The organism is Brevibacillus ginsengisoli (assembly GCF_050113715.1).
GTDB classification, from domain to species: Bacteria; Bacillota; Bacilli; order Brevibacillales; family Brevibacillaceae; genus Brevibacillus_H; species Brevibacillus_H ginsengisoli.
Genome location: NZ_JBNJQR010000002.1, coordinates 240,172 through 260,490, shown reverse-complemented (window position 1 = coordinate 260,490; position 20,319 = coordinate 240,172). Strand labels below are relative to the sequence as shown.

At 42.3% G+C, this 20,319-nt stretch carries 19 protein-coding genes; 7 read left to right on the top strand and 12 right to left on the bottom strand.

Going from position 1 to position 20,319, the window contains the following annotated elements; translation table 11 throughout:
- Nucleotides 1-28: 28 nt before the first annotated feature.
- The 3 genes from ACQCN2_RS04835 to ACQCN2_RS04825 are packed head-to-tail and all read left to right on the top strand — an operon-like array spanning nt 29 to nt 2,522.
- A complete protein-coding gene (locus tag ACQCN2_RS04835; protein WP_426927762.1) occupies nt 29-727 on the top strand; it encodes an N-acetyltransferase in 699 nt (232 codons plus the stop codon).
- A gap of 57 nt (nt 728-784) precedes the next feature.
- Nucleotides 785-1,735, top strand: a complete 951-nt coding sequence (locus ACQCN2_RS04830; protein WP_426928172.1) for a Gfo/Idh/MocA family oxidoreductase — start codon at nt 785-787, stop codon at nt 1,733-1,735.
- A gap of 43 nt (nt 1,736-1,778) precedes the next feature.
- Entirely contained in the window at nt 1,779-2,522 is a 744-nt protein-coding gene (locus ACQCN2_RS04825; protein WP_426927761.1) for a polysaccharide deacetylase family protein, read from the top strand.
- A 309-nt stretch (nt 2,523-2,831) separates the two neighbouring features.
- Here ACQCN2_RS04825 and ACQCN2_RS04820 read toward each other — a convergent pair whose 3' ends face one another.
- On the bottom strand, nt 2,832-3,209 hold the full coding sequence (locus tag ACQCN2_RS04820) for a rhodanese-like domain-containing protein (RefSeq protein WP_426927760.1): 378 nt from the start codon (nt 3,207-3,209) through the stop codon (nt 2,832-2,834).
- Between the two features lie 237 nt (nt 3,210-3,446).
- Between ACQCN2_RS04820 and lgt the strand changes: the two genes are divergently transcribed.
- Nucleotides 3,447-4,238, top strand: coding sequence for a prolipoprotein diacylglyceryl transferase (gene lgt, locus ACQCN2_RS04815; protein WP_426927759.1), 792 nt, complete (start codon nt 3,447-3,449; stop codon nt 4,236-4,238).
- A gap of 131 nt (nt 4,239-4,369) precedes the next feature.
- Here the strand turns inward: lgt and ACQCN2_RS04810 are convergent, their stop codons facing one another.
- The 5 genes from ACQCN2_RS04810 to ACQCN2_RS04790 all read right to left on the bottom strand — a co-directional run bounded on the left by ACQCN2_RS04810 (nt 4,370) and on the right by ACQCN2_RS04790 (nt 9,467).
- Nucleotides 4,370-5,749 (bottom strand): DUF1254 domain-containing protein, encoded by a 1,380-nt coding sequence (locus ACQCN2_RS04810; protein WP_426927758.1) that lies wholly within the window; start codon nt 5,747-5,749, stop codon nt 4,370-4,372.
- Nucleotides 5,750-5,834: 85 nt separating this feature from the next.
- Nucleotides 5,835-6,695, bottom strand: a complete 861-nt coding sequence (locus tag ACQCN2_RS04805) for an AraC family transcriptional regulator (protein WP_426927757.1) — start codon at nt 6,693-6,695, stop codon at nt 5,835-5,837.
- A gap of 134 nt (nt 6,696-6,829) precedes the next feature.
- A complete protein-coding gene (locus tag ACQCN2_RS04800; RefSeq protein ID WP_426927756.1) occupies nt 6,830-8,518 on the bottom strand; it encodes a methyl-accepting chemotaxis protein in 1,689 nt (562 codons plus the stop codon).
- Nucleotides 8,519-8,691: 173 nt separating this feature from the next.
- On the bottom strand, nt 8,692-9,120 hold the full coding sequence (locus ACQCN2_RS04795) for a universal stress protein (RefSeq protein ID WP_426927755.1): 429 nt from the start codon (nt 9,118-9,120) through the stop codon (nt 8,692-8,694).
- A gap of 146 nt (nt 9,121-9,266) precedes the next feature.
- A complete protein-coding gene (locus ACQCN2_RS04790; protein WP_426927754.1) occupies nt 9,267-9,467 on the bottom strand; it encodes a cold-shock protein in 201 nt (66 codons plus the stop codon).
- 402 nt (nt 9,468-9,869) lie between these two features.
- On the opposite strand from ACQCN2_RS04790, the gene ACQCN2_RS04785 reads away from it, so the two are divergent.
- Together ACQCN2_RS04785 and ACQCN2_RS04780 are read left to right on the top strand one after the other, a co-directional pair.
- Complete coding sequence (locus ACQCN2_RS04785) at nt 9,870-10,199, top strand: rhodanese-like domain-containing protein (RefSeq protein WP_426927753.1); 330 nt, start codon at nt 9,870-9,872, stop codon at nt 10,197-10,199.
- A 424-nt stretch (nt 10,200-10,623) separates the two neighbouring features.
- A complete protein-coding gene (locus ACQCN2_RS04780; RefSeq protein WP_426927752.1) occupies nt 10,624-11,988 on the top strand; it encodes a peptide MFS transporter in 1,365 nt (454 codons plus the stop codon).
- A gap of 90 nt (nt 11,989-12,078) precedes the next feature.
- Here the strand turns inward: ACQCN2_RS04780 and ACQCN2_RS04775 are convergent, their stop codons facing one another.
- The 6 genes from ACQCN2_RS04775 to ACQCN2_RS04750 form a co-directional block, all read right to left on the bottom strand.
- On the bottom strand, nt 12,079-13,131 hold the full coding sequence (locus tag ACQCN2_RS04775; protein WP_426927751.1) for an Ig-like domain-containing protein: 1,053 nt from the start codon (nt 13,129-13,131) through the stop codon (nt 12,079-12,081).
- A 131-nt stretch (nt 13,132-13,262) separates the two neighbouring features.
- Nucleotides 13,263-14,552 (bottom strand): NCS2 family permease, encoded by a 1,290-nt coding sequence (locus ACQCN2_RS04770; protein WP_426928171.1) that lies wholly within the window; start codon nt 14,550-14,552, stop codon nt 13,263-13,265.
- A gap of 208 nt (nt 14,553-14,760) precedes the next feature.
- Entirely contained in the window at nt 14,761-16,974 is a 2,214-nt protein-coding gene (locus ACQCN2_RS04765) for a GDYXXLXY domain-containing protein (RefSeq protein WP_426927750.1), read from the bottom strand.
- 146 nt (nt 16,975-17,120) lie between these two features.
- Nucleotides 17,121-18,563, bottom strand: coding sequence for a nicotinate phosphoribosyltransferase (locus tag ACQCN2_RS04760; RefSeq protein WP_426927749.1), 1,443 nt, complete (start codon nt 18,561-18,563; stop codon nt 17,121-17,123).
- Nucleotides 18,564-18,566: 3 nt separating this feature from the next.
- Nucleotides 18,567-19,121: a cysteine hydrolase family protein gene (locus ACQCN2_RS04755; protein WP_426927748.1), complete on the bottom strand. Its 555-nt coding sequence runs from the start codon at nt 19,119-19,121 to the stop codon at nt 18,567-18,569.
- Nucleotides 19,122-19,161: 40 nt separating this feature from the next.
- Nucleotides 19,162-19,920: an NUDIX domain-containing protein gene (locus ACQCN2_RS04750; RefSeq protein WP_426927747.1), complete on the bottom strand. Its 759-nt coding sequence runs from the start codon at nt 19,918-19,920 to the stop codon at nt 19,162-19,164.
- A gap of 170 nt (nt 19,921-20,090) precedes the next feature.
- Here ACQCN2_RS04750 and ACQCN2_RS04745 point away from each other — a divergent pair, with 170 nt between their 5' ends.
- Complete coding sequence (locus ACQCN2_RS04745) at nt 20,091-20,306, top strand: hypothetical protein (RefSeq protein ID WP_426927746.1); 216 nt, start codon at nt 20,091-20,093, stop codon at nt 20,304-20,306.
- Nucleotides 20,307-20,319 lie beyond the last annotated feature (13 nt).

Sequence of the window (20,319 nt, the reverse complement as noted above, 5' to 3'; positions counted from 1 at the left end):
TCAATTCCTTCATGTTGAGGTGATTACAATGGAAAATTCGGCTCATATCCCTGATACGGCGACAATCGGGATGCATGTCATTATCGAAGAAGGAGTCTTGCTCGGGGAGAATGTAACGATTGGTCACCACAGCATTATCTTAAGAAATACAAACATTGGAGATAATGTTACGATCGGAAGTCATTCCATCTTAGGAATAGTCCCTGTCAAGAAAAGCGGAATGCGGCCTTCTAACAGCACCCTGCAATGTTTAAACATTGGGGAAAACTGCATCATTGGGAATGGCGTAATGGTTAACGCAGGCACGAATATTGGAAATAATGTCTACATTGCGGACCAGGCCGGTATTCGCGAAAATGTAATCATTTCTGCTAATACCGTCATAGGAAGAGCAGCTATTGTGGAACTCAACACATGTATTGGAAGTTACTGTACAATCCAGACATCCGCTTATATCACAGGTGATACAACGATTGAGGATAACGTATTTATTGGTCCCTGCGTTTCGATGTCCAATGATAAGTACATGGGGAAAAAGCCATACACGTTGAAAGGGCCTACCATAAAAGAAGGAGCCAAAGTTGGAAACAACGCTACTTTATTACCCGGAGTAACGATTGGAAGACGTGCAATTGTGGGGGCTGGAGCCGTTGTGCTTCACGATGTTCCTGACGAAAAAACCGTTGCAGGTGTCCCAGCAAAATTAATCAGTACCAAGAATGATTGAGGTGAAGTGCAATGTTTATAACCGAATATCCCACAGAAATAACCTTCCGTGATTTATATGCCGCCTATTAACGTTGGAGTTGTCGGATTAGGCAAAATGGGAGAGAATCATTGTCGCATCCTCCAGATGATTCATGATGTGAACCAAATCGCCATATATGATATAGATTTGGCGAAACTTCAAGAAATTGAAACCAGATACAACGCAAAAGCTTACTCCACATACACAGAGATGATTGATAACGTCGATGCTGTTATTATCGCAACACCTACCCCACTTCATTTCTTCTATGCAAAGATTGCGTTAGAAAAGGGTAAACATGTTTTGGTTGAGAAACCGATAACGGTTACCGTAGAGGAAGCAACTGAACTTCAAAAATCGATTGTTCAGGCTAGTCAAGTCTTCCAGGTTGGCCATGTTGAACGGTTTAATCCAGCCATTCGGCCTCTAAAGGATATTTGTAAACCTGCCAATATGATCTCCATAGACGCAAAAAGACTTTCACATTCAGATCGCAACCTAGATACAGATGTCATACTCGATTTAATGATTCATGATATTGACATCGTCCTCCATCTTGTAAAAAGCCCATTACACACTGTTACAGCCACTGGAGTCTCACTCACAAATTCGAAGTTCATTGACAGCGCATCCGCACTCTTGTCCTTCACGAATGGGGTAATCGCAACTTTAGTTGCCAGCAGAGTATCGATGAAGAAAACCAGAAGCTTATCCATTTATGAAACGGACCGAACGATATCTGTTAATTATCTAACGAAAGAACTCCTCATCTACCATCAACCTACTCCCCAAGTGGATCATAATATAAAAACAGAAACCCTCATCGAAAAAATTCTCATCCCTCAATCTGACCCCTTATATGAAGAATTGCTCCATTTTATATCCTGTATTACCAAATCGAACAGACCTCAAATCGGCCCTGAGGAAGGGCTTGAGGCACTAGCGGTAGCTCTAAAGATTAAGGAAGCGATACATGCGAAAAAGTAATTCATGTGGTATCCCTGAGATTGAACGGCTGGGAGGCTAATTAATGGAATGTCAACTTACGACCGCACATTATCGTGCAATTTTGCGTAAGTTTACTCAAGAGGGATTTTCTTTTATTGATTATCATGAGGCCACTTCCCGAATGAACGAAAAAAAGAAGGTCGTCCTATTAAGACACGATATTGATCAAAGTGTGAATTACGCCCATAAGATGGCTTGCCTTGAAGCGGAAGAAGGTGCCAAATCAACTTATTTTGTTTGGTTAAGCTCCCCTTTTTACAACGTTTGGAACAAACAGGTCCTCGACAGGTTAAAAGAGATCAAAAAAATGGGACATCAATTGGGTTTACATTTTGAGATGAATGAAAACTCTCTCTCTGAGGAAGCTCTAAGCAACCTAATTTGTAACGAGGTTCAATGTCTATCGCGTGCGATCGATGAACCTGTTACTGTTTTTTCTTTTCACCGACCTAGCGAATTCCTATTGAAAAGCAATTTACAAATAGATGGATTGATTAACGCCTATGGTCAATTGTATATGAAGGAGTTCAAGTATTTATCGGATTCAAATCACTGCTGGCGAGAAGACTGTGTTTGCAACCACATCACGAGCTATCCCAAACTTCACGTATTGACTCATCCGATTTGGTGGGTGTTTGGCGAGGAGAACGATCCCATCAAGAAAATCAGTCAATTCATAGCGGAAAAGGATCGTGAATTAAAATCGATGCTCATTGACAACATTGAGGGCTATAAGAATTACTCTTTTCGAAATGTATGGAAATAGTGCTCACAAGTCTCTCCAACACCTACACCTTTTTATATTGGAAACCGACGGCTACATCCCAAAAGGGTGTCCCACTAGCAGTTTATACTGCTTTACGGGACACCCTTTTTGACTATTTCAACCAGCTACTTCCTCTCGTTGCAAGATCTCAGTTCCGAACAACCTCTCCCTGCCAAGCGTTCATTCCACCACTGTCACTGCCTCATCGCTTCACGAACGTCTACAATCGCCATTTTTTCTCCATTCTTCATTCTTTCGATTACTTCCTTAGAATGGACATTCACATATTCATGCATCACAATTTCCTCCCTATTTAACTAAGCTCCCAGTCCAACCTGACAGACCCGATTGCAGATGACTTACCTTCGTAAAACCATATTTAAGCAAAACTTTCGCCGCTTGACGACTTCTCATTCCGCTTTTACATGTGAGAACAATGGACTTATCGCGATCTATCTCGTTCAAGCGTTTTTCCAGAGTACTTAACGGTACATTTTGAAAAGACTGAATATGTCCGCTTTTGTACTCGAACGCTTCTCTTACATCAATAAAGACAACTTCATTTCGTTTCTGCTGAAGCTTCATTACGTCTTCTTGTGTTAAATTCTTAAGCCCTTTTACTGGCATAAGCTTACGCATAATGAAAACAACCAATAAACCTAGAATGACATATTGAATCCAATCCATACGTTACCTCCCAATCATCGCGAACTTGCATTTTTAATATACCCCTATAGGTATTTTAATTCCGTTGTTTGATTGTTGTCAATTTGTTTATCTCTTCTAACGAACACTTTAATTTTTGTCATTATGGTGTAAAAGTTATATGATGGTAAGATAAGTCCTTGTCTACCCATGTGTTTAAATTGAACAGTGACTAAGCATTCACGTTTGCCTAAATTACATAGAAAGTAGTGGTTTTGTTTGCTGCAATATCTTGGTTGGATAGGTTCTTTTCCTATTCGTTCTTACAGTATTTTGTTCATGTTGGCCATTCTTCTTGGCGTGGGAGTTACGCTCACTCTGGCAAAACTCCAAAAAAAGGACGACCTCGCCGAGCATTTAATGAACCTGATGATCCCGTTGATTTTTGGAGCCATCATTGGGTCTCGTTTCTGGCACGTATTTTTCTTTGAGTGGGGGTTTTATTCCCAGCATCCTGAGGAGATTATCGCCATTTGGCATGGTGGTTTGTCGATTCAGGGAGGAATTGTTGGTGCCATTTTAGTGGGGATCTGGTATGTCCGTAAGCACCATATTTCCTTTTGGGAATTGGCTGACTTGTGCGCTCCTGGTCTCATTCTTGCGCAAAGCATTGGACGGGATGCGAATCTCATGAACGGAGATGCCTTTGGCGATCCTACTGGCGGGAATTTTGGAATTCTATTTCCTGAAGGGACAAATGCCCGGGCAACATTTGGAGACAGACCCTTGTGGCCTGCTGAAGTATGGGAAGGTCAGATGGATGTCATTATTTTTGCAATCCTTATGATTCTAATGAGAACCAATTTAAAGCGTGGCTATTTATTTTTGATCAGTAACATTCTTTACAACATCGGACGTTTTCTCTTGGAAATGCTTCGCGGAGATTCACCAAGATACTTGTTTAATTGGACGGCTGCCCAATGGACATCGGTCAGTATGATCGTGATTGCGTTCATTGCCGGTCTTTACATCCACTTCACAACATCTAAGCAAAGTCAAAATCCTGCTTAGACGTTGACCGTACAATTTCACTAGCTTATAAAATGCTAAAAAGGATAGTGATGTCAGATAAAATCTGCATCCTATCCTTTTTTTGATATGGATTGGACTCGTCTCGAAAAGTCGATTCAGGATGGGCCCATTTAATTTACTTGTACAACCGCTGGTGGATGCCAATTTCCTTCAAGTACGGGCAGTTTGGGCCAGTAGATTCGTAACATGAGATTAAAAGGCGCTTCTGGTGCCGGCAGCCAGTTGGATTCCAACGAACTCCCCGGAGATGTACTCCCGATATAAATATCAAGTGAACCATCTTCGTTATCATTCAGTTTGCCCAAATGAGGACTAATAGCATATCGGTGGAGAGAATTATCTACGAGAAACCCGTCTTCATTATAAAGAGTGATCGACCAAAAAGCATTGGTCAAAGGTAATTGTCCAGGTTGGAAGTGAACTCGATAGGAATTACGTCCATTCAAGACGCTCCCGTTTTGGGCTACAAAACTATAGGCATAAACGGAATCCTGCGGAAGATTGGCGCCGAATAGTTTTTGTGCGACAACGGCCCTTTGCTGGTAATTCGTACCGTAAAAACCCATGTCTTGTAAAAGGATACTCCAGCCGTTGTAATCGTTTTTGTGAAGTAACTCATTACCTAGTTTCTCGATTACGTAGGGGCCATTTTCTGCGGCATATTGAAGTGCATGCTGGGTAGACGAATCGAGTGTATGAAACTGAAAGCAGGGACTAGGAATGAGTCCTAAAGCACGTAGTTTACAGGTCATGTCTGGAGTCTGAATTGCCGGATAAGGCGGATTCTTCTCCATTCCTGCCATCATTAAAGTAAAAAATGAGGCAGCATCCAACGAACCAATTATTTTACTAGGAGGCTCTTCAGTGAATCGTAACCCATCTAGAAAATTGCCTTGACGGCTGGGTGAAGTGGAGTGAAAAAGTGGAGTCAATTTGAACTGATTCTGGATGGAGTGGACCTGTGGATAATCTTTGACTCCATCGGATTGTGTTCGCCCCGCAATCCAAAGTATACGGGTAGGCGCCGGAATTACGGGAATATGGGCTGGTAATGTACCTTTCCAAAAGGGTCCGACAATCACGTACAACTGCTCGTTAGTCCCCGTCGTACGTGCTCCTACGGATGCGAACACATTCGACCAGGCATCCAACATAGGAAGAAGATAATAACGAGAATGGGTATTGGGAACGTGTAACAACAAGGGACCTTCATTCAGATCTAACCAAGCGATAGAATATAAAGTATCGACGTTGGGTCTAACAACTTGTGTCACCGAGGGAGTCGAGAATTCCCTTTGATGATAAAAACGATTCCTTTGCATGAGACGAAAATAACCCGTGCTTTTGGTGATTTCCATCAGAACAAGTGGAAAGCCATAGATATATGCATCTATGGCATATGATGTAAGTACCCGTTCCTTTTCCAAGCTTAACGAACCAGTCGCTAAATGATGGGAGATAAACCGAACATTGGAGTGATCTCTATTCATAAAACACCACCTGAATGATCAATGGCTGCACTGTCAAATGAAGTTCTCCACATCTTATGTTCATTTAGGCATTCTTGCTAACTTCCTATTTGATCGGGATATACACAGTTATTTTGATATCATGCGGAAAAATAGAGTTGCGAACATCGGTCACTTCAAAATCAGGACCTTCTCTTCTTTCATATTTGGAATGGGGCAACCACGTCCCATAAATATATCTCCTCGTATCCTGAACAGAACCATCCACCTTGAATTTAGCGTAGGTACCCGCAGGTATTGATAGATGAAAAAGAGGGCTCTCTAAGCCTGATTGGATTCCTTCTACTTCTTCTCCAATAACGAACGAGAATTGTCCGTCATCACCAAAATTGCAAGCAATCCCATAGGCGAAGTCTGGCGCTTTTTTATTGGGAATCTGCAGGTAGTACTGGTTTCTCCCGAAGTCATCATAGAATCCGGGAATTTCTTGGAAATATTGCTCATTATTCAAGTTTGTCTTGTATTCAACCCCCACAATATCAATTGCGTCCAACTGGATAAAATCTGGCTTGTTCATTTGCAAATCTCCTTTCATTCTATTTTCGTACTCCAAGAAGTTCATCTTGTGTTGGTGTGTAAAACTGATTTCTGTCTTACGAAACTTCGCGGGAGTCATCCCGACATAACTTTCGAACGCTCGGGTAAATGCCTCTTGTGAACCATATTGATAGGTAATAGCAATGTCCAAAATATTGTTGCTCGTTTCCCTAAGCAGTTGGGAGGCTTCCGTTAGTCGTCTCTTTCGTACGTACTCTTGTACAGTAAAACCGGAAATAGCTTGAAAAAGTCTTTGAAAATGAAACGAAGAAAACCCAGCTTCCTCTGCAATTTCAGTCATACGCAATTCTTCCTGAAGATTTCTTTCAATGAACTCAATTGCATTCTGGATTCTACTAAAATAGTTCATGTAGATGATCAAGCCCCTTGTTTTGATTTCTTGCAATCATTCTACTACAGGTATCTTCCATTTTTTTGATAATCCGTGCGATTGACAGTAAAAAACTCCCGCAAGGATTTCCCTCGGGGAGTCTGCTAGAATCTCTATACTTTAAATTGATCAATCAATCCTTGTAATTCTTCGGCCATTTTCGAGAGGGACGCTGCTGAAGAAGCGATTTCTTCCATGGAAGCCAATTGCTCTTCTGTGGCTGCTGATACCTCTTGTGTTCCGGCAGATGTATGTACAGTTGCGGCAGAAATCTGGTCGATTGCCTTTACGACACCCTGTGTTCCATCTTCCATTTGACGGGATGCCATTGACACCTCTTCAATTTGGGCAGAAACTTCCTTTACAGTTTGTTGGATTTCTGCGAAAATCGCTCCAGCAGCCGTAACGATTTCGATGCCTTGTAAAACTTCCACCCTGCTCGTCTCCATGGTGCTCATAGCTTTATTCGTCTCTTCTTGAATAGCTGCGATCAATTGGGCGATCTGATGAGCGGACTGTGAAGACTGTTCCGCAAGCTTACGTACCTCGTCGGCAACAACGGAGAAGCCCCTTCCATGTTCACCAGCTCGCGCCGCCTCTATTGCCGCGTTCAAAGCAAGAAGATTGGTCTGTCCTGCAATTCCAGTAATCACTTCTACAATTTGGCCAATTTCTTGTGACCGGACACCTAGCCCTTTCACCACTTCTGTCAAGTTGTTCATGGTATGATTAACCGTACCTACTTGATTTACTGCCGTTTGCATGTCCTGATTTCCTGCCCAAGCCATATCGGCGGCTTGTAGAGCAGTAGCGGAGGCACTCTGGGCATTTGATGCAATTTGTTGGACAAAAGCAGATAGCTGATTCATGGCTCTTGATCCGCTTTCTACACTTTGGACTTGCTGTTCGGTTACTTCCGACACTTCCTGAATGGTTTGCGCGATCTGCTCTGTGGCCTTGCTGGTTTGAGCAGCACTTGCTGTCAACTCTTCCGATGATGAAGCCACTTGCACAGTATTTGATCGTACCTGCAGAATCAAGTTCCGCAGATTTGCCAGCATCCGATTAAACGAATCCCCTAACTCCCCGATCTCGTCTCTGGAGCTGATTTGAAGCTCTTTCGTAAGATCCCCTTCACCATCGGCAATTTCTTTCAATTGACGATTCACCTGTTGAATTGGCTTCACAATCGAGCGGTAAAGAAGAATTCCCACGATAAATCCGAACAAGAGCGCTATCCCGGTGAAAATCCAGGTAATCCGATCGATTAAGTTCGCAAAGGCTTCATTACGCTTCCCTTCTTCCAAGAGATCCTTTTCCACTTTCGTCAACAGGTCTGCTACGATCAAATCCAGTTCCTTACGCACTTGTCGCTCAGTCGTAAAATGGAGCTGATCTGCCTCTAGATGATGGCCTTCCTTGTACATTTGCCGCACCTGATCGCTGGCTTGAATAAAGTCGGTAAATAAAGCTCTCACCTTCGCCAGATTCTCACGATCAGCCGGAGGAACATTCGGCATCTTCTCCATCTCTTTAAGATCAGCTATGACTTCTTCTGCCTTCTGGTTAATTTCCTTGGTGAACTCTTCATCTCCTTTGAGAAGGTAAGCTCTTTCATCATTAGAAATGCCCGTCATTCGAAATTGAACCGCTTTCAATAAATAGCGAAACTGTGAACCTTCCACCATCTCCTGATAGGAACTGCGAACCTGCTTGCTCGTGTAATAATTAATAGACTGCATTGAAACTAACGTACCTAAGAGTAAGCCCATCGCAAGAATCAGCTTGATCTTAATTTTCATAACTTTCCCCCTGGTTTCCTAGCCCTGCCAAAATTTGTCGTATCCATGTGTTTTATGTAGGATGATGTTCTATATTACTAATACTACATTTTTTTTACTACAATTTAAACTAGATCACTTCAAAAAAAAGAGCCAACCCTAAGGCTGACTCTTTTTCCATCGCTGTCAATTGGTTATTTTACAATCAACACAGGAATTTTGGAATGTTGAACGACGTTATGGCTGACACTCCCCAGAACGAATTCGCCAATCGCGCTGTGTCCTTTGCTACCGATGATAATGAGGTCGCTTTTGATTGCATTCGCATGATCGAGGATTGTCTTCACAACGGGTCCTTCTTTTACAACCACGGTCGAGTTAGGAATAGAAGCGACTAATTCTTTTACCTCATCCTGAATTGCTTGAGAGCTAGCTAAATAATCAACCGTTTGAGCAGGTGTTGGAATAAAGACTCCTTCGCCAACAACCACATAAGGAATATTAGACACGTAGATCACTTCCACATGCAGGGAAGGATTCTCCTTGGCGAAGCTAGCGGCAACTTCAATCGATTTTTTGGAGAGTTCGGACCCATCATATGTAACTAAAATATTCGAATACATGCTTATGCCACCCCTATTGTTTAATATATCCAAATTATATCACTTCTTGATTGGAAAGATTTATCTATTTTTTCGATGAAAGTCGAAAAGAAAGGAAGTTTATGAAATAAAAAAAGCTGCCTTTATCAGGCAGCTTTTTGAGAGAACTACAATTTAACTACGTTCTCAGCTTGTGGGCCACGGTTTCCTTGAACGATGGAGAATTGAACGCGTTGTCCTTCGTCCAAAGATTTGAAACCGTCTCCTTGAATTGCAGAAAAGTGAACGAATACGTCTTCTCCGCCTTCAACTTGAATGAAACCGAATCCTTTTTCAGCATTAAACCATTTAACTGTTCCGTTTGTCATTACGAAATACCTCCAAAAATGTTGTGTTATGCAACCTTTATTATCGATACAACAATAAAAAATCACATATTTGTAAGGAATACCTTTTCAAACAAGAAGTGATAATCCTTATCAAACATGCGATAATTATTAGCTTCAGTAAAACTATGAAATTAAATGCTGAACGCAAATTTGAAACTCAAAACAACGAAAGCCCTACCTCTCTTCCATCCTTGCGGCTCCGAAGACCGCGCCAGTGTGGATTGAAACCAAAAAAGCGAAATAAAAATTCGGATTCGAGTTTATGCATCGGTTAATGATAGCATACATTTCAAAATCATTCAAGTTACTTTTTTCATCTTATTTTCCAAAGTTCATTTTCAAGCTATAATTGAAGTGGAAATAAAGATTGGAGGAATAAGCATGAAATCAGACTTGATAACTCCCGCTGAATTAAGAAAGAAAATCAATAACAAAGAATCTATTCTGGTCTTGGATGTGCGAGACGAAGACAAATACCTCTCGGGAAGTTTACATGAAGAAGGCATTGAGACCCTCAATATCCCCTACCTCCTGATGAGGGATGAACCTGATCAAGCAGCTATTCAATTAAAGACTTTGCCGCAAAACTCCGAAATTATCACATTATGTACCTCCGGCAATAAAGCTCAAAAAGCAGCGGCATTGCTTCGTGAAGCTGGCTTTCAAGCGGTTTCTCTCGAGGGAGGTTTGACTTCCTGGAAACAACAGTGATTCTAAAATAACAGAGAAGTTAGATAGCTGTCAATTTACCTGCGATAAAAAGGAGAGTCTCCCTATATAAAGGATGGACTCTCCTTTTTTATATTTAGGTTGGAGATCGTCCGAGAGTTGACACAATCAACTGAACTTTGTTTATACAAAAAGTTTTTTGAATTGATTTATTTTTAGAATAAGCGTATTTTTTTCGGTTATATAAATTACTGAGATTTAATTTTTTATTATAATTTCGAGCTTATTTTATTAGGTTTTTCCCGTATATCCACTTGAAAGCTGGGGAAGATATGTTTTATTAATAAACATTTATCAAGTCACTTTTCCAGTTCCTCACATTGACTGAATATTGGTTCGCGAATTAAACTTGCCTCATAACTATTTCAAAAATCATCAGACATCTTAGAAAAAAGGAGGCAGTAAAATGGGGACTGTTGTAGAAAAAAAGAAACATCCTTCTGGATTGTACTTATTGTTTTTTACTGAGCTATGGGAGCGGTTCAGCTATTACGGCATGAGAGCGTTACTTGTTCTCTATTTGACGCACGAATTTATTAGCGGTGGTCTCGGAATGGAGAAAAGTTGGGCGCTGAGCATTTATGGTTGGTTTACAGGCGCCGTTTATTTTACACCACTTATCGGTGGGTATTTATCAGACCGTTACCTTGGAAGAAGGTTAGCCATTACCATCGGTGGTATCACCATGGCTGCCGGTAACTTTGTCTTATTTGCAGAACATTCAATGATGGGTCTGTATCTCGGACTTGCACTCTTGATCATTGGAAACGGATTCTTTAAACCTAATATCTCCACCCTCGTTGGTGAATTATATGGTCCAAATGATAATCGTAGAGATTCCGCGTTTACTATTTTTTACATGGGGATTAACATTGGAGCCTTTTTCTCTCCATTAGTGTGCGGATTTCTCGCAGAAGACTACTTCAAAACAAACATGAATGGTATCATCCATTACGGTTACAATTACGGTTTCTTGGTAGCGTCTATCGGGATGATTATCGGTCAAATCATTTTCAATATGTTTGGTAATCGCTTCCTTGGCGATATTGGTAAAAAACCAGTTGGCAAAGTAGAAAAAATTGCAACTTCCCAAAGCAGCACTTCTACGAAGTTGACATCAAAAGAAAAACAAAGAACAGCAGTCATCTTGATTCTGACTTGTTTCGTAATTTTCTTCTGGGCAGGTTTTGAACAAGCTGGTAGTTCTTTAACAATCTATACAGATAAATTTGTCGATCGAACAATTATGGGATGGGAAGTTCCTACTTCTTGGTTCCAATCCTTGAATCCATTCTTTATCGTAGCGTTGGCTCCAATCATTTCCGCATTGTGGGTTAAACTTTCTTACAGAAAGAATGGGGACCTGAAAATCCCTACTAAAATGGGATTAGGGATGGTTCTTCTAGGTTTAGGCTTCATGGTATTGATTACAGCTGTATTAAAAACTGGTAGCGACGAAACACATCTGCTGACTAAAGCAAACATGTTGTTTATCGTATTCACCTATTTCCTTCATACACTAGGTGAGTTGTTCTTGTCGCCTGTTGGATTGTCTATGGTAAGTAAAATCGCGCCAGTTAGGTTAGCTTCTCTTCTCATGGGTGTATGGTTGGCAGGTTCTGGTATTGCCAACATTCTGGCTGGACAACTTGCAGCTTTCACAGAATCTCTTGGATACCTAGAAGTATTCGGAGCGATTGGGGCAATGGCGATCTTGCTTGGATCCATTCTGCTACTTCTCTCGAAAAAATTGGTTCAAATGATGGAATAGTATTTTGATAGCGAAAGACTTTATCACTTTAAAGTTTCTTCGCACAAATGAAGCAGTGAAAAAGGATGGTTTTGCCATCCTTTTTTCTTTTTATTCTTCATCCGTTTCTTTCATGAAGACGGTTACTTGCGCAATACTAGAACGCCCTTCTCCATCTGTCACGCGTATTAAAAAACGATCCATCCCTACATAACCCTCATTTGGTTCATACGTCCACTTACCTTGCTTTTTTAGTTGTATCGCGCCGTGTTTTGGCTTTTGAATCAAGTCGAAAGTATGGTGATTGCGACCCCTGTTTTTTCTTACACTTCCCTGAATCGGTACTCCCTCATCTGTACACACGGTCCAATTCTGGACGGGTTTAGAAATACCTATGTCCCACGAAGTAGAAGGGCGAGATTGACTCTCATGATATACGACTCTGTCCTCGACTTGTTCCAGAGAATCACGGTTAGAATCATCAATCGGGGTGATCGTTTCAGTCGCTGAGCTACAATTTTCAATAGCTACCGGAATTAGTTCCAAGGATGGCTTTGGAGTAGGTTTTGGACATGTCTCAGGAATCGGTTCACAATTCGGCTCACAATTACGCTCATGTATGTTAATCGTAATGTTCCCCAATTCGAATTCACCTTTGGTATCTGTTATATAGGCACTAAACCGATCCGTTCCCCGAAAATTAGGGTATGGGGTATAGACAAAATGCCCGTCAGAATGAAGAATAACGGTACCCTCGTTTGGCACAGAGGCAATTCCGCAAGTACATGGCTTTTTATTCGAATTCTCACTTACGATTGAACCACAGATTGGTGTATTGGTATAAGTAAGTAGTCGTTTAGTGAGGCGGGCTGGTTCATCGGGAACTGGATCCACATGAACTCGAATTGTCCTTCTGGTTAAAACGCCATGAGAATCCTCTACCTGAATGGTAAACAGGTCCGTTCCTACAAACTCTTCGTATGGCGTGTACGATATCAGCCCATCCGTATGAACATCGGCGATTCCATTTTGCGGTTGTGACGTGATTTGGAATCCATAGGCTGTAGAAGTATCATCCGTGGTAGGAAAGAGTTGATCGTAAACCGTAGTCTCTTCCATGGTTCTCAGCGTGTGAGCTTCAAGGATCGTTGGATCACCAGACAACCAAATCTCCTCCTTTCTACCTTAGATACTATTGCAGTATATTTAACATTCTTATCTCTGATCATAGACAAAAGTTGATTTTAATAGAAAAAAGCTATCCACCCAAGAGTAGATAGCTTACCTTTTTTCATTTAAGTTATCGAATGCAACAAGAAGTTTAATAAAAACAAACTGGACAGTACATACAACGGTGCAGGAATTTCCTTTACTTTTCCGAGTGCCAGTTTCATCAGCGGATAAGCGATGAAACCAAACGCGATTCCATCGGCAATACTTGCGGTCAATGGAATCAAGGCGATGATCAGAAAAGCGGGAAACCCTTCTGAGAAGTCCTGTAGCGGAATCTTTTGGATGTGCTGGATCATCAACGCGCCAATTATGATCAGGATTGGCGCAACCGCACTGTCAGGTATCAGCTTCACGAAAGGCAATAAAAACAGCGATACCATAAAGAGTATTCCTGTTGTCATTGCCGTTAGCCCTGTTCTTCCACCCGCAGCGATCCCAGCCGCACTCTCAACGGACGCCACCGTTGGACTTGTTCCAAAAACTCCGGACATCATCGTTGCAATGGCCGTTGTTTGGTACGAACGTTTAAACTTCCCTTGGTCAGGTAAAATTCCTTGGATCAAACTCATGTTCTCAAACAAGATGATCATCAAAAGCGAAAAGCACGCGATCCAGAACGGCAATGAGATCATGTCTTTCAGAGAAAAAGCACCCAAGACCGTCGTCAAAGAAGCCGAGCTAAACCCTTCCGCATGCCAATCGGTCAATGTCACCTCTCCAGTCAGGATAGCCAGAATCGTACCCGCTACCATGCTGATGAGAAAGCTGCCTTTGACATTTCTCACAAATAGGATCAGCGCAATGGTCAAGCTGATTAATGTGAGGATGACATGAAGGCTTCCGAGATTACCCATCGCAACAAACGTGGAATCGTTTTTGACAATGAGTCCGCCTTTTTGAAGTCCAATGAAGGTTAGGAAAAGTCCAATTCCCACCGTAATCGCATCTTTTAGCGAGTGAGGAATCGCTGCCGCCAACATGGTCGAATACCGCGTAAAGGCTAACACGGCAAAAATGATTCCAGAGACGAAAACAGCACCTAACGCGCTTTGCCAGGATAACCCCATGGACTGAACCAGTGTATAGACAAAAAATGCGTTAATGCCCATTCCTGGAATCAGCACAAGCGGCGAATTTGCCCAAAAGGCCATGAGCAAACATCCCGCAAGCGAACTTAACGCGGTGGCAATTACTCCTGCTTCCAACGGCACTCCAGCGTCAGAGAGAATCATCGCATTCACCGCCAGAATATACGCGCATGTAAAAAACGTCGTAAATCCTGCTGTAATCTCTTGTTTGACGGAGGTGTTGTTCTTCGTCAATTCGAAGATCTGATTGAATCTTGTAAGCAATGTAACTCCTTCTTTATTCTGTTCCCTCTCCCACCCGTGCTCCACGAAAAAGCACCAAAGAATATTATACCAAATCTACCCTCAGTTGAATATTAGAAAAACTCGGCGATTGCCGAGCCTTAGTGACAGCAGAGCCGTAGTTGCACTTATGTAAATCAGAAACTTATATACTTTCCGATTTACTTGAAAGAGGAAGTGAAAATGCACATTACTTCGTGCCAAGCAGTGGGTTCCCCGCTTCATCAAGAAGTGTCTCCAGAATCGCATCCCCGTTACTTCCAACCCGAACAAGCGCAAACTTAGCGTGAGACTGCACATCAAAACCTTTCCCTTCAGGAACAAAGAAGGTTTCTATTCCGTACTCTAACCGATCTCCTTGTCTTTTACCATTGAGGATAACTTCATTTATCTTCGAACTAGGGCCATTTACATCGGTAAGTCCTTTCAGGATGTAAATCCCCTTGTCATCTCGCTGAAGAACCACCCTGACTTTTTGTTCGAAGCCCCATTGATTGTGTTCAGGCAGTGGAAGTGTGTGGGCATCTGAAATATCATAATTCAAGCGTACATAGTCTCCTTGTAAAAGGGAACGAGGGTCAAGGGGTGCCAAATTGAGCTTAATCTCGGTTCCTTGAGAGAGAATGATTTCACTTTTGACAACTTGATAGCCAGTTACCCCTAACTGAAGCAATATGATCAGGGAAATCGGTATTATTTTGAGGCGTACATCACTCGGTTCTTGGCTGATGATTCGTTCTCCTCTTCGCTCATACCAATAGGTCACAACAAAAAACAGCGCACTGACCACAAGCAGTGTAATCGATTTGTTGAGTAAGCTCCAGAAAAGGTCATAGTATTTATAGATCACATAAAGAAACCAGAAAACCATGCTGATGACATAATAATAGGTGTATCCCCTCTTGAGGCAAAGAAAAAGAGAACCTGTCGCAAGAACAAAAAACAAGGCATTACTACCATAGTAGAACAATAGGCTGTCTTCCTGAAAAAAGGTGAGCCAGAAGAAAAATCCGAACCCGTAAAAAAAGCTCAATTCCTTTAAATAAGCTGCAGACTTACCCGGTGCAACGCTTTGTGAAATAAAAATCACGAAATGAATGAGAAACGAAACCAAAATCGCTTCTTCAAAACTCCAATCCAGCTGAAGATTAGGGATAAGCGCGGCAAATGTGCTGTAAATCATGAGTCGCTCATACAATCCACGTGAAATCCACCAGACAGCGGCCAGAATGATTACATAACACATACTTATGGTAACTTCGCGAATCATCAATAAGCTTACAAATCCTACGGTTAACCCGATGGCCATAATCGTATAACGGATATACGAGTGAACATTCTTCATCAATAGAATCACAGCCAACATGGCAATCGAGATAATGAACAAGAAATACTCCGATTCAAATACCATCATGATAAACCCAATAATCGAGATGCAGCCAATCGCAATAGAAGCGATGGTTAAACCGATTCCAGCGGTACGTCCAATCAGTGTCCCTGATTCACTCTTTCGTTTCAGCTGTTCGGCATTCACAACTTCTGCATCGCTAGGATCCACTTGTTCCGATATTCGATTGACATATTTTATGAAACTGATATTAAGGATCAGTAGTCCGATAAAGACAACGATGCCCAGAAAGAAAAACCATTCCTCAAAATTCCTCACCGCAATCTCAATGAACTTAGAGATCAAGTACAAGGATGCAAACAAACCCGTCAACAAGGCGTAGGACTTCTGAACAGACCGTTTCAGGAAGGTGTAAAAGCAGACCGCAAAGACAACCACTGCGATGGCATTCATATAAAAGCCGTACGTATCAAATATCAAAGTATTAGCCAATGCAAGGATAATTCCATAGAACACAAGATAACTGAAGAATTTGACAAGCTCCGAGTGAATGACACGGTAGTAAGTCAGTACAAAAATCATCTTATTGATCCATGCGGCAATTAAGAGGGAAATCAAGATTCTTAGCTCTGATGACCAAAAGCCCACATGAGACGGGAAGATATAGAACCACATCGTCAATTCAAGCAGAAACAATCCCATTACGTAAAACGCTTGTTTTCGGGTAACGAAAGCGAGTAATAGAACAGGAACCAACCAGACAAGAAATAACAAGTAGCTATCGGCATGTGAATTATAAATCTGGCCGACAAGCGCCGTGCACACGCCAAAGGTAATCGAACCGCCAACTAATAGGAGATGGGTAAGATAATTTCGCCTGCTGCGGAAGGCGAACAGAATGGACAACCCGTACATTAGAAGTAAGAAACCAGTGCTGGTGGCAAGCTTCTCCCAATGACTGAAACCGCCCCAATTGGCCGCAAAAAAGTAAATGATGGCCGCAAGCAAGGATGACACCCCTAATAAATATCCCGTTCGTATCAACTTGGCTCTCATTTTCGCTTCAACTCCTACTCTCTTCTTCTTAGGAACATCCTACATCTCCTACCAGATTTTGTGAAGGGATTGCCTGTTATTTCTCTTGGTTGAAAAAAAGCCATGTACAGGCATTCATTCAATGCTGTCTCATGGCTTGCGCAACTTTACTTTTTGGAAAAACGATGGATCAGATCCATTTTAGTGTCCCAAACTTTTTGACTGATATCAACCACATACTTATGCGGATTAAGAATACGAAGATATTGATCCCAGAAAAGTCCCAACTGCTCTTGATGATACTTGCGAATCTCTTGAAGCGAAGGAAGTTCGTATACCTGCTTACCGTTTTCAAAAATGGTATTCAAGAGTGGGATTGCATCGAAGTTTTGAACAAACTTATGCAGGTAGGTGTGAACGGGATCAAACAGCTTCAATGAAGGCTGCCCTTGTACTTCTTCGTCATGCATGGCGATATAATCCGCCTCTGATTTGCCTGTTTTTCGATTGATGATTCGATATAAATCTTTGTAGCCTGGTGTCGTAATTTTTTCAGGATTGCTGGAGATTTTGATGGTCGGAACCAGCTCGTCATCCTCCTCTTTTGCCACAATCTTGTAGACTCCTCCAAGCGAAGGATTGTCTGACGCGGTTATTAGCTGTGTACCGACGCCCCATGAATCAATCCTGGCTTGCTGTGCTTTGAGGTTGAAAATGACATGTTCATCGAGATCACTGGAAGCCATGATTTTTACATCTTGGAAACCCGCCTCATCCAGCATTTTGCGCGCTTGAATCGATAAATACGCGAGATCCCCGCTGTCGAGGCGGATTCCTTTTAAGGATTTTCCTTGCTGCTTCAGCTCTTTGGCAATTTCAATGGCATTCGGAACCCCGCTATTCAATGTATCATAAGTGTCTACCAAAAGGACGACGTTGTCCGGTAAGGCTTTGGCGAAATTGACGAATGCTTCTTTTTCCGTAGGATGATCTTGTACCCAAGCATGCGCATGCGTTCCTTTGGCCGGTATTTGGAACATCATTCCGGCCCGGACATTCGACGTTCCATCGAACCCTGCGAGGTAAGCCGCTCGAGCTCCCCATATTGCAGCATCGGCTTCTTGTGCTCTACGGGTTCCGAACTCCAGCAGAACATCATGAGGAGCTACCTGCCTGATTCGTGCCGCTTTTGTCGCGATCAACGTCTGGTAGTTCATGAAATTAAGGATTGCCGTTTCGATTAGATGCGCCTCAAATACATCCGCTTTCACCTGTACCAGCGGTTCATTCGGAAATACAATTGTTCCCTCTTGCACAGAGCGAATCGTTCCTGTGAAGCGGAATCGAGACAACTCCTCAAGAAATGCCTCGTCATAGTTCTCTTCTTGTTCTCTCAGAAACGCGATCTCTTCAGGGGAAAATTTCAAGTTGTATATATATCGGACAATTCGCTCCAAACCAGCGAAGACAGCATAACCGTTACCAAATGGAAGCTTGCGAAAATAAACCTCAAACACGCTTTTTTTTCGATGAGAGTCGTTTTTCCAATGTGCGTACATCATATTGATTTGATATTTATCAGTATGTAAAGCCAGCTGTTCACCGTACATGTCCTACTCTCCCTTCTTCACCACGGATGCGCCAAGTGATCCTTGAAAATGCTGCAAAGCCCAACGATGACCTTCCTGATTGAAGCTTTGTACAGCATCTTCGTGAATAACGATCCTTAATCCTTTATTGTAGGCATCTACCGCTGTATGCAAAACACATATATCTGTACAAACTCCAACCAAATGAACTTCCTCGATCCCTCTCGCTCTCAACCGCAGTTCAAGGTCAGTGCCAACAAATGAGCTGTACCTTGTTTTATCCAACCAGTGAATTTTTTCACGATGTTGTTCAAACAAGGACTGCAAAGAACCAAATAACTTACGCCCATCCGTACCCACGATGTTGTGCGGTGGGAACAATTGACTCTCAGGATGATAGATGTCACCCTCTTCATGACCATCCACTGCCATCACCACATAGTCCCCTGCTGCGATAAACGCTTCCGTGATTTCATAGATTCGCTGCTCGATCTCCTGGCCCGGTTTTCCGCAGGTCAATTTGCCATCGTCAGCAACAAAATCGTACGTATAATCAATCACAATGAGTGCTTTTTTCATGTTACTTCCCCCTTGTTAGACTGAAACTTAACGAAAGAAGTCAAAACATTAACGAATTGTAGATCGAGATCTTCGGCTGGTAATTGGTAAACCGATACAATTTCGCTTTGCGTTGCGAGTATCTACCCGAGTAAAGCGGATGTCCATACTCATCCAGGACTTCTTCCAATAAACCTTTTCGGGTCTTGGTCGAGACCAATTTGCGCACAAAATTAGGCTTTTCCTCCGTAAATTCTGGAACAATCGTCTGGATTACCTGATACAATTCACTGATCGTAAAGGTTGGAGGCAAGAATTCTTTGGCAATCGTTGTCGTCAACATATGCGTTCTAATTTTCACTAAAGCGTCCTGCAGAATCTCACGATGATCAAAAGCGAGCTCCATCTTCAATGCCTTCGTCACTGGAAACAAACAGACATCCGCCGCGTCATCCATTGCCTTACGATGCGCCAGCCGGGATTCGTCTACCAATGCCACAAATACGACAGTCGGCATCCAGCCACGCGGGTCTCGTCCAGGTCGGTAATAAGCACCTAATTGCTCCATGTGGACATTCTCACCAATATTGGTTTCTTCACGCAGCTCCCGAAATGCCGTATGCTCCAATGTCTCATTCTCGCGGGTAAATCCACCAGGCAGTGCCCACTTCCCTTCCCACGGCGGTTTTTTTCTCTCGATCAACATGATGTGCAGTTCTTTATGAGGAAGTGACTTGGTTATCGTTTTCTTCTGTTCCGATAAAATCGTAAAAACACAGATATCCACCGGCAATCCGTCAGGGGAACGATACTTGGACATAATTCCCTCCCAATGATCTGTCTACTTCAGTGTACGTAGGATGAACCAATATTGTCAAATTGATACTATCGATTTGTCGTTATTTATTTTCCGTGATTGATTGAATCCTCCTGGTATGAAATTCTGACAAACTGAATAGAGTAAGATAGCCTATTTGCGGAGGGTGAAACATGAACAATAAAACGAAGACAGCTGTTCTCAATGATCATGGTCGACAGGTATTAACGGCAACGTTTTCTGGCGCAAGTGAGACTCTCGTCTTATTACGCACGGATTCAATGGACCAAGAAGGTTATAAACCTGCCAGAAGTCTATCGCTTTCGTATTTTGAAATAAAGAATTTGTATCACTTTCTGCATGAGGTGTTGGAAGATTCCTCCGATTAACACCAAAAAGGCC

Excerpts from the sequence above, each read along its gene's own strand:
- ACQCN2_RS04820 (WP_426927760.1), bottom strand. The coding sequence starts at position 3,209 with ATGGATTGGATTCAATATGTCATTCTAGGTTTATTGGTTGTTTTCATT.
- ACQCN2_RS04805 (WP_426927757.1), bottom strand. The coding sequence starts at position 6,695 with ATGAACTATTTTAGTAGAATCCAGAATGCAATTGAGTTCATTGAAAGA.
- ACQCN2_RS04760 (WP_426927749.1), bottom strand. The coding sequence starts at position 18,563 with ATGTACGGTGAACAGCTGGCTTTACATACTGATAAATATCAAATCAAT.
- ACQCN2_RS04835 (WP_426927762.1), top strand. The coding sequence starts at position 29 with ATGGAAAATTCGGCTCATATCCCTGATACGGCGACAATCGGGATGCAT.
- ACQCN2_RS04800 (WP_426927756.1), bottom strand. The coding sequence starts at position 8,518 with ATGAAAATTAAGATCAAGCTGATTCTTGCGATGGGCTTACTCTTAGGT.
- ACQCN2_RS04825 (WP_426927761.1), top strand. The coding sequence starts at position 1,779 with ATGGAATGTCAACTTACGACCGCACATTATCGTGCAATTTTGCGTAAG.
- ACQCN2_RS04750 (WP_426927747.1), bottom strand. The coding sequence starts at position 19,920 with ATGTCCAAGTATCGTTCCCCTGACGGATTGCCGGTGGATATCTGTGTT.
- ACQCN2_RS04745 (WP_426927746.1), top strand. The coding sequence starts at position 20,091 with ATGAACAATAAAACGAAGACAGCTGTTCTCAATGATCATGGTCGACAG.
- ACQCN2_RS04755 (WP_426927748.1), bottom strand. The coding sequence starts at position 19,121 with ATGAAAAAAGCACTCATTGTGATTGATTATACGTACGATTTTGTTGCT.
- ACQCN2_RS04790 (WP_426927754.1), bottom strand. The coding sequence starts at position 9,467 with ATGACAAACGGAACAGTTAAATGGTTTAATGCTGAAAAAGGATTCGGT.
- ACQCN2_RS04780 (WP_426927752.1), top strand. The coding sequence starts at position 10,624 with ATGGGGACTGTTGTAGAAAAAAAGAAACATCCTTCTGGATTGTACTTA.
- ACQCN2_RS04810 (WP_426927758.1), bottom strand. The coding sequence starts at position 5,749 with ATGAATAGAGATCACTCCAATGTTCGGTTTATCTCCCATCATTTAGCG.
- ACQCN2_RS04795 (WP_426927755.1), bottom strand. The coding sequence starts at position 9,120 with ATGTATTCGAATATTTTAGTTACATATGATGGGTCCGAACTCTCCAAA.
- ACQCN2_RS04830 (WP_426928172.1), top strand. The coding sequence starts at position 785 with ATGCCGCCTATTAACGTTGGAGTTGTCGGATTAGGCAAAATGGGAGAG.
- ACQCN2_RS04785 (WP_426927753.1), top strand. The coding sequence starts at position 9,870 with ATGAAATCAGACTTGATAACTCCCGCTGAATTAAGAAAGAAAATCAAT.
- ACQCN2_RS04765 (WP_426927750.1), bottom strand. The coding sequence starts at position 16,974 with ATGAGAGCCAAGTTGATACGAACGGGATATTTATTAGGGGTGTCATCC.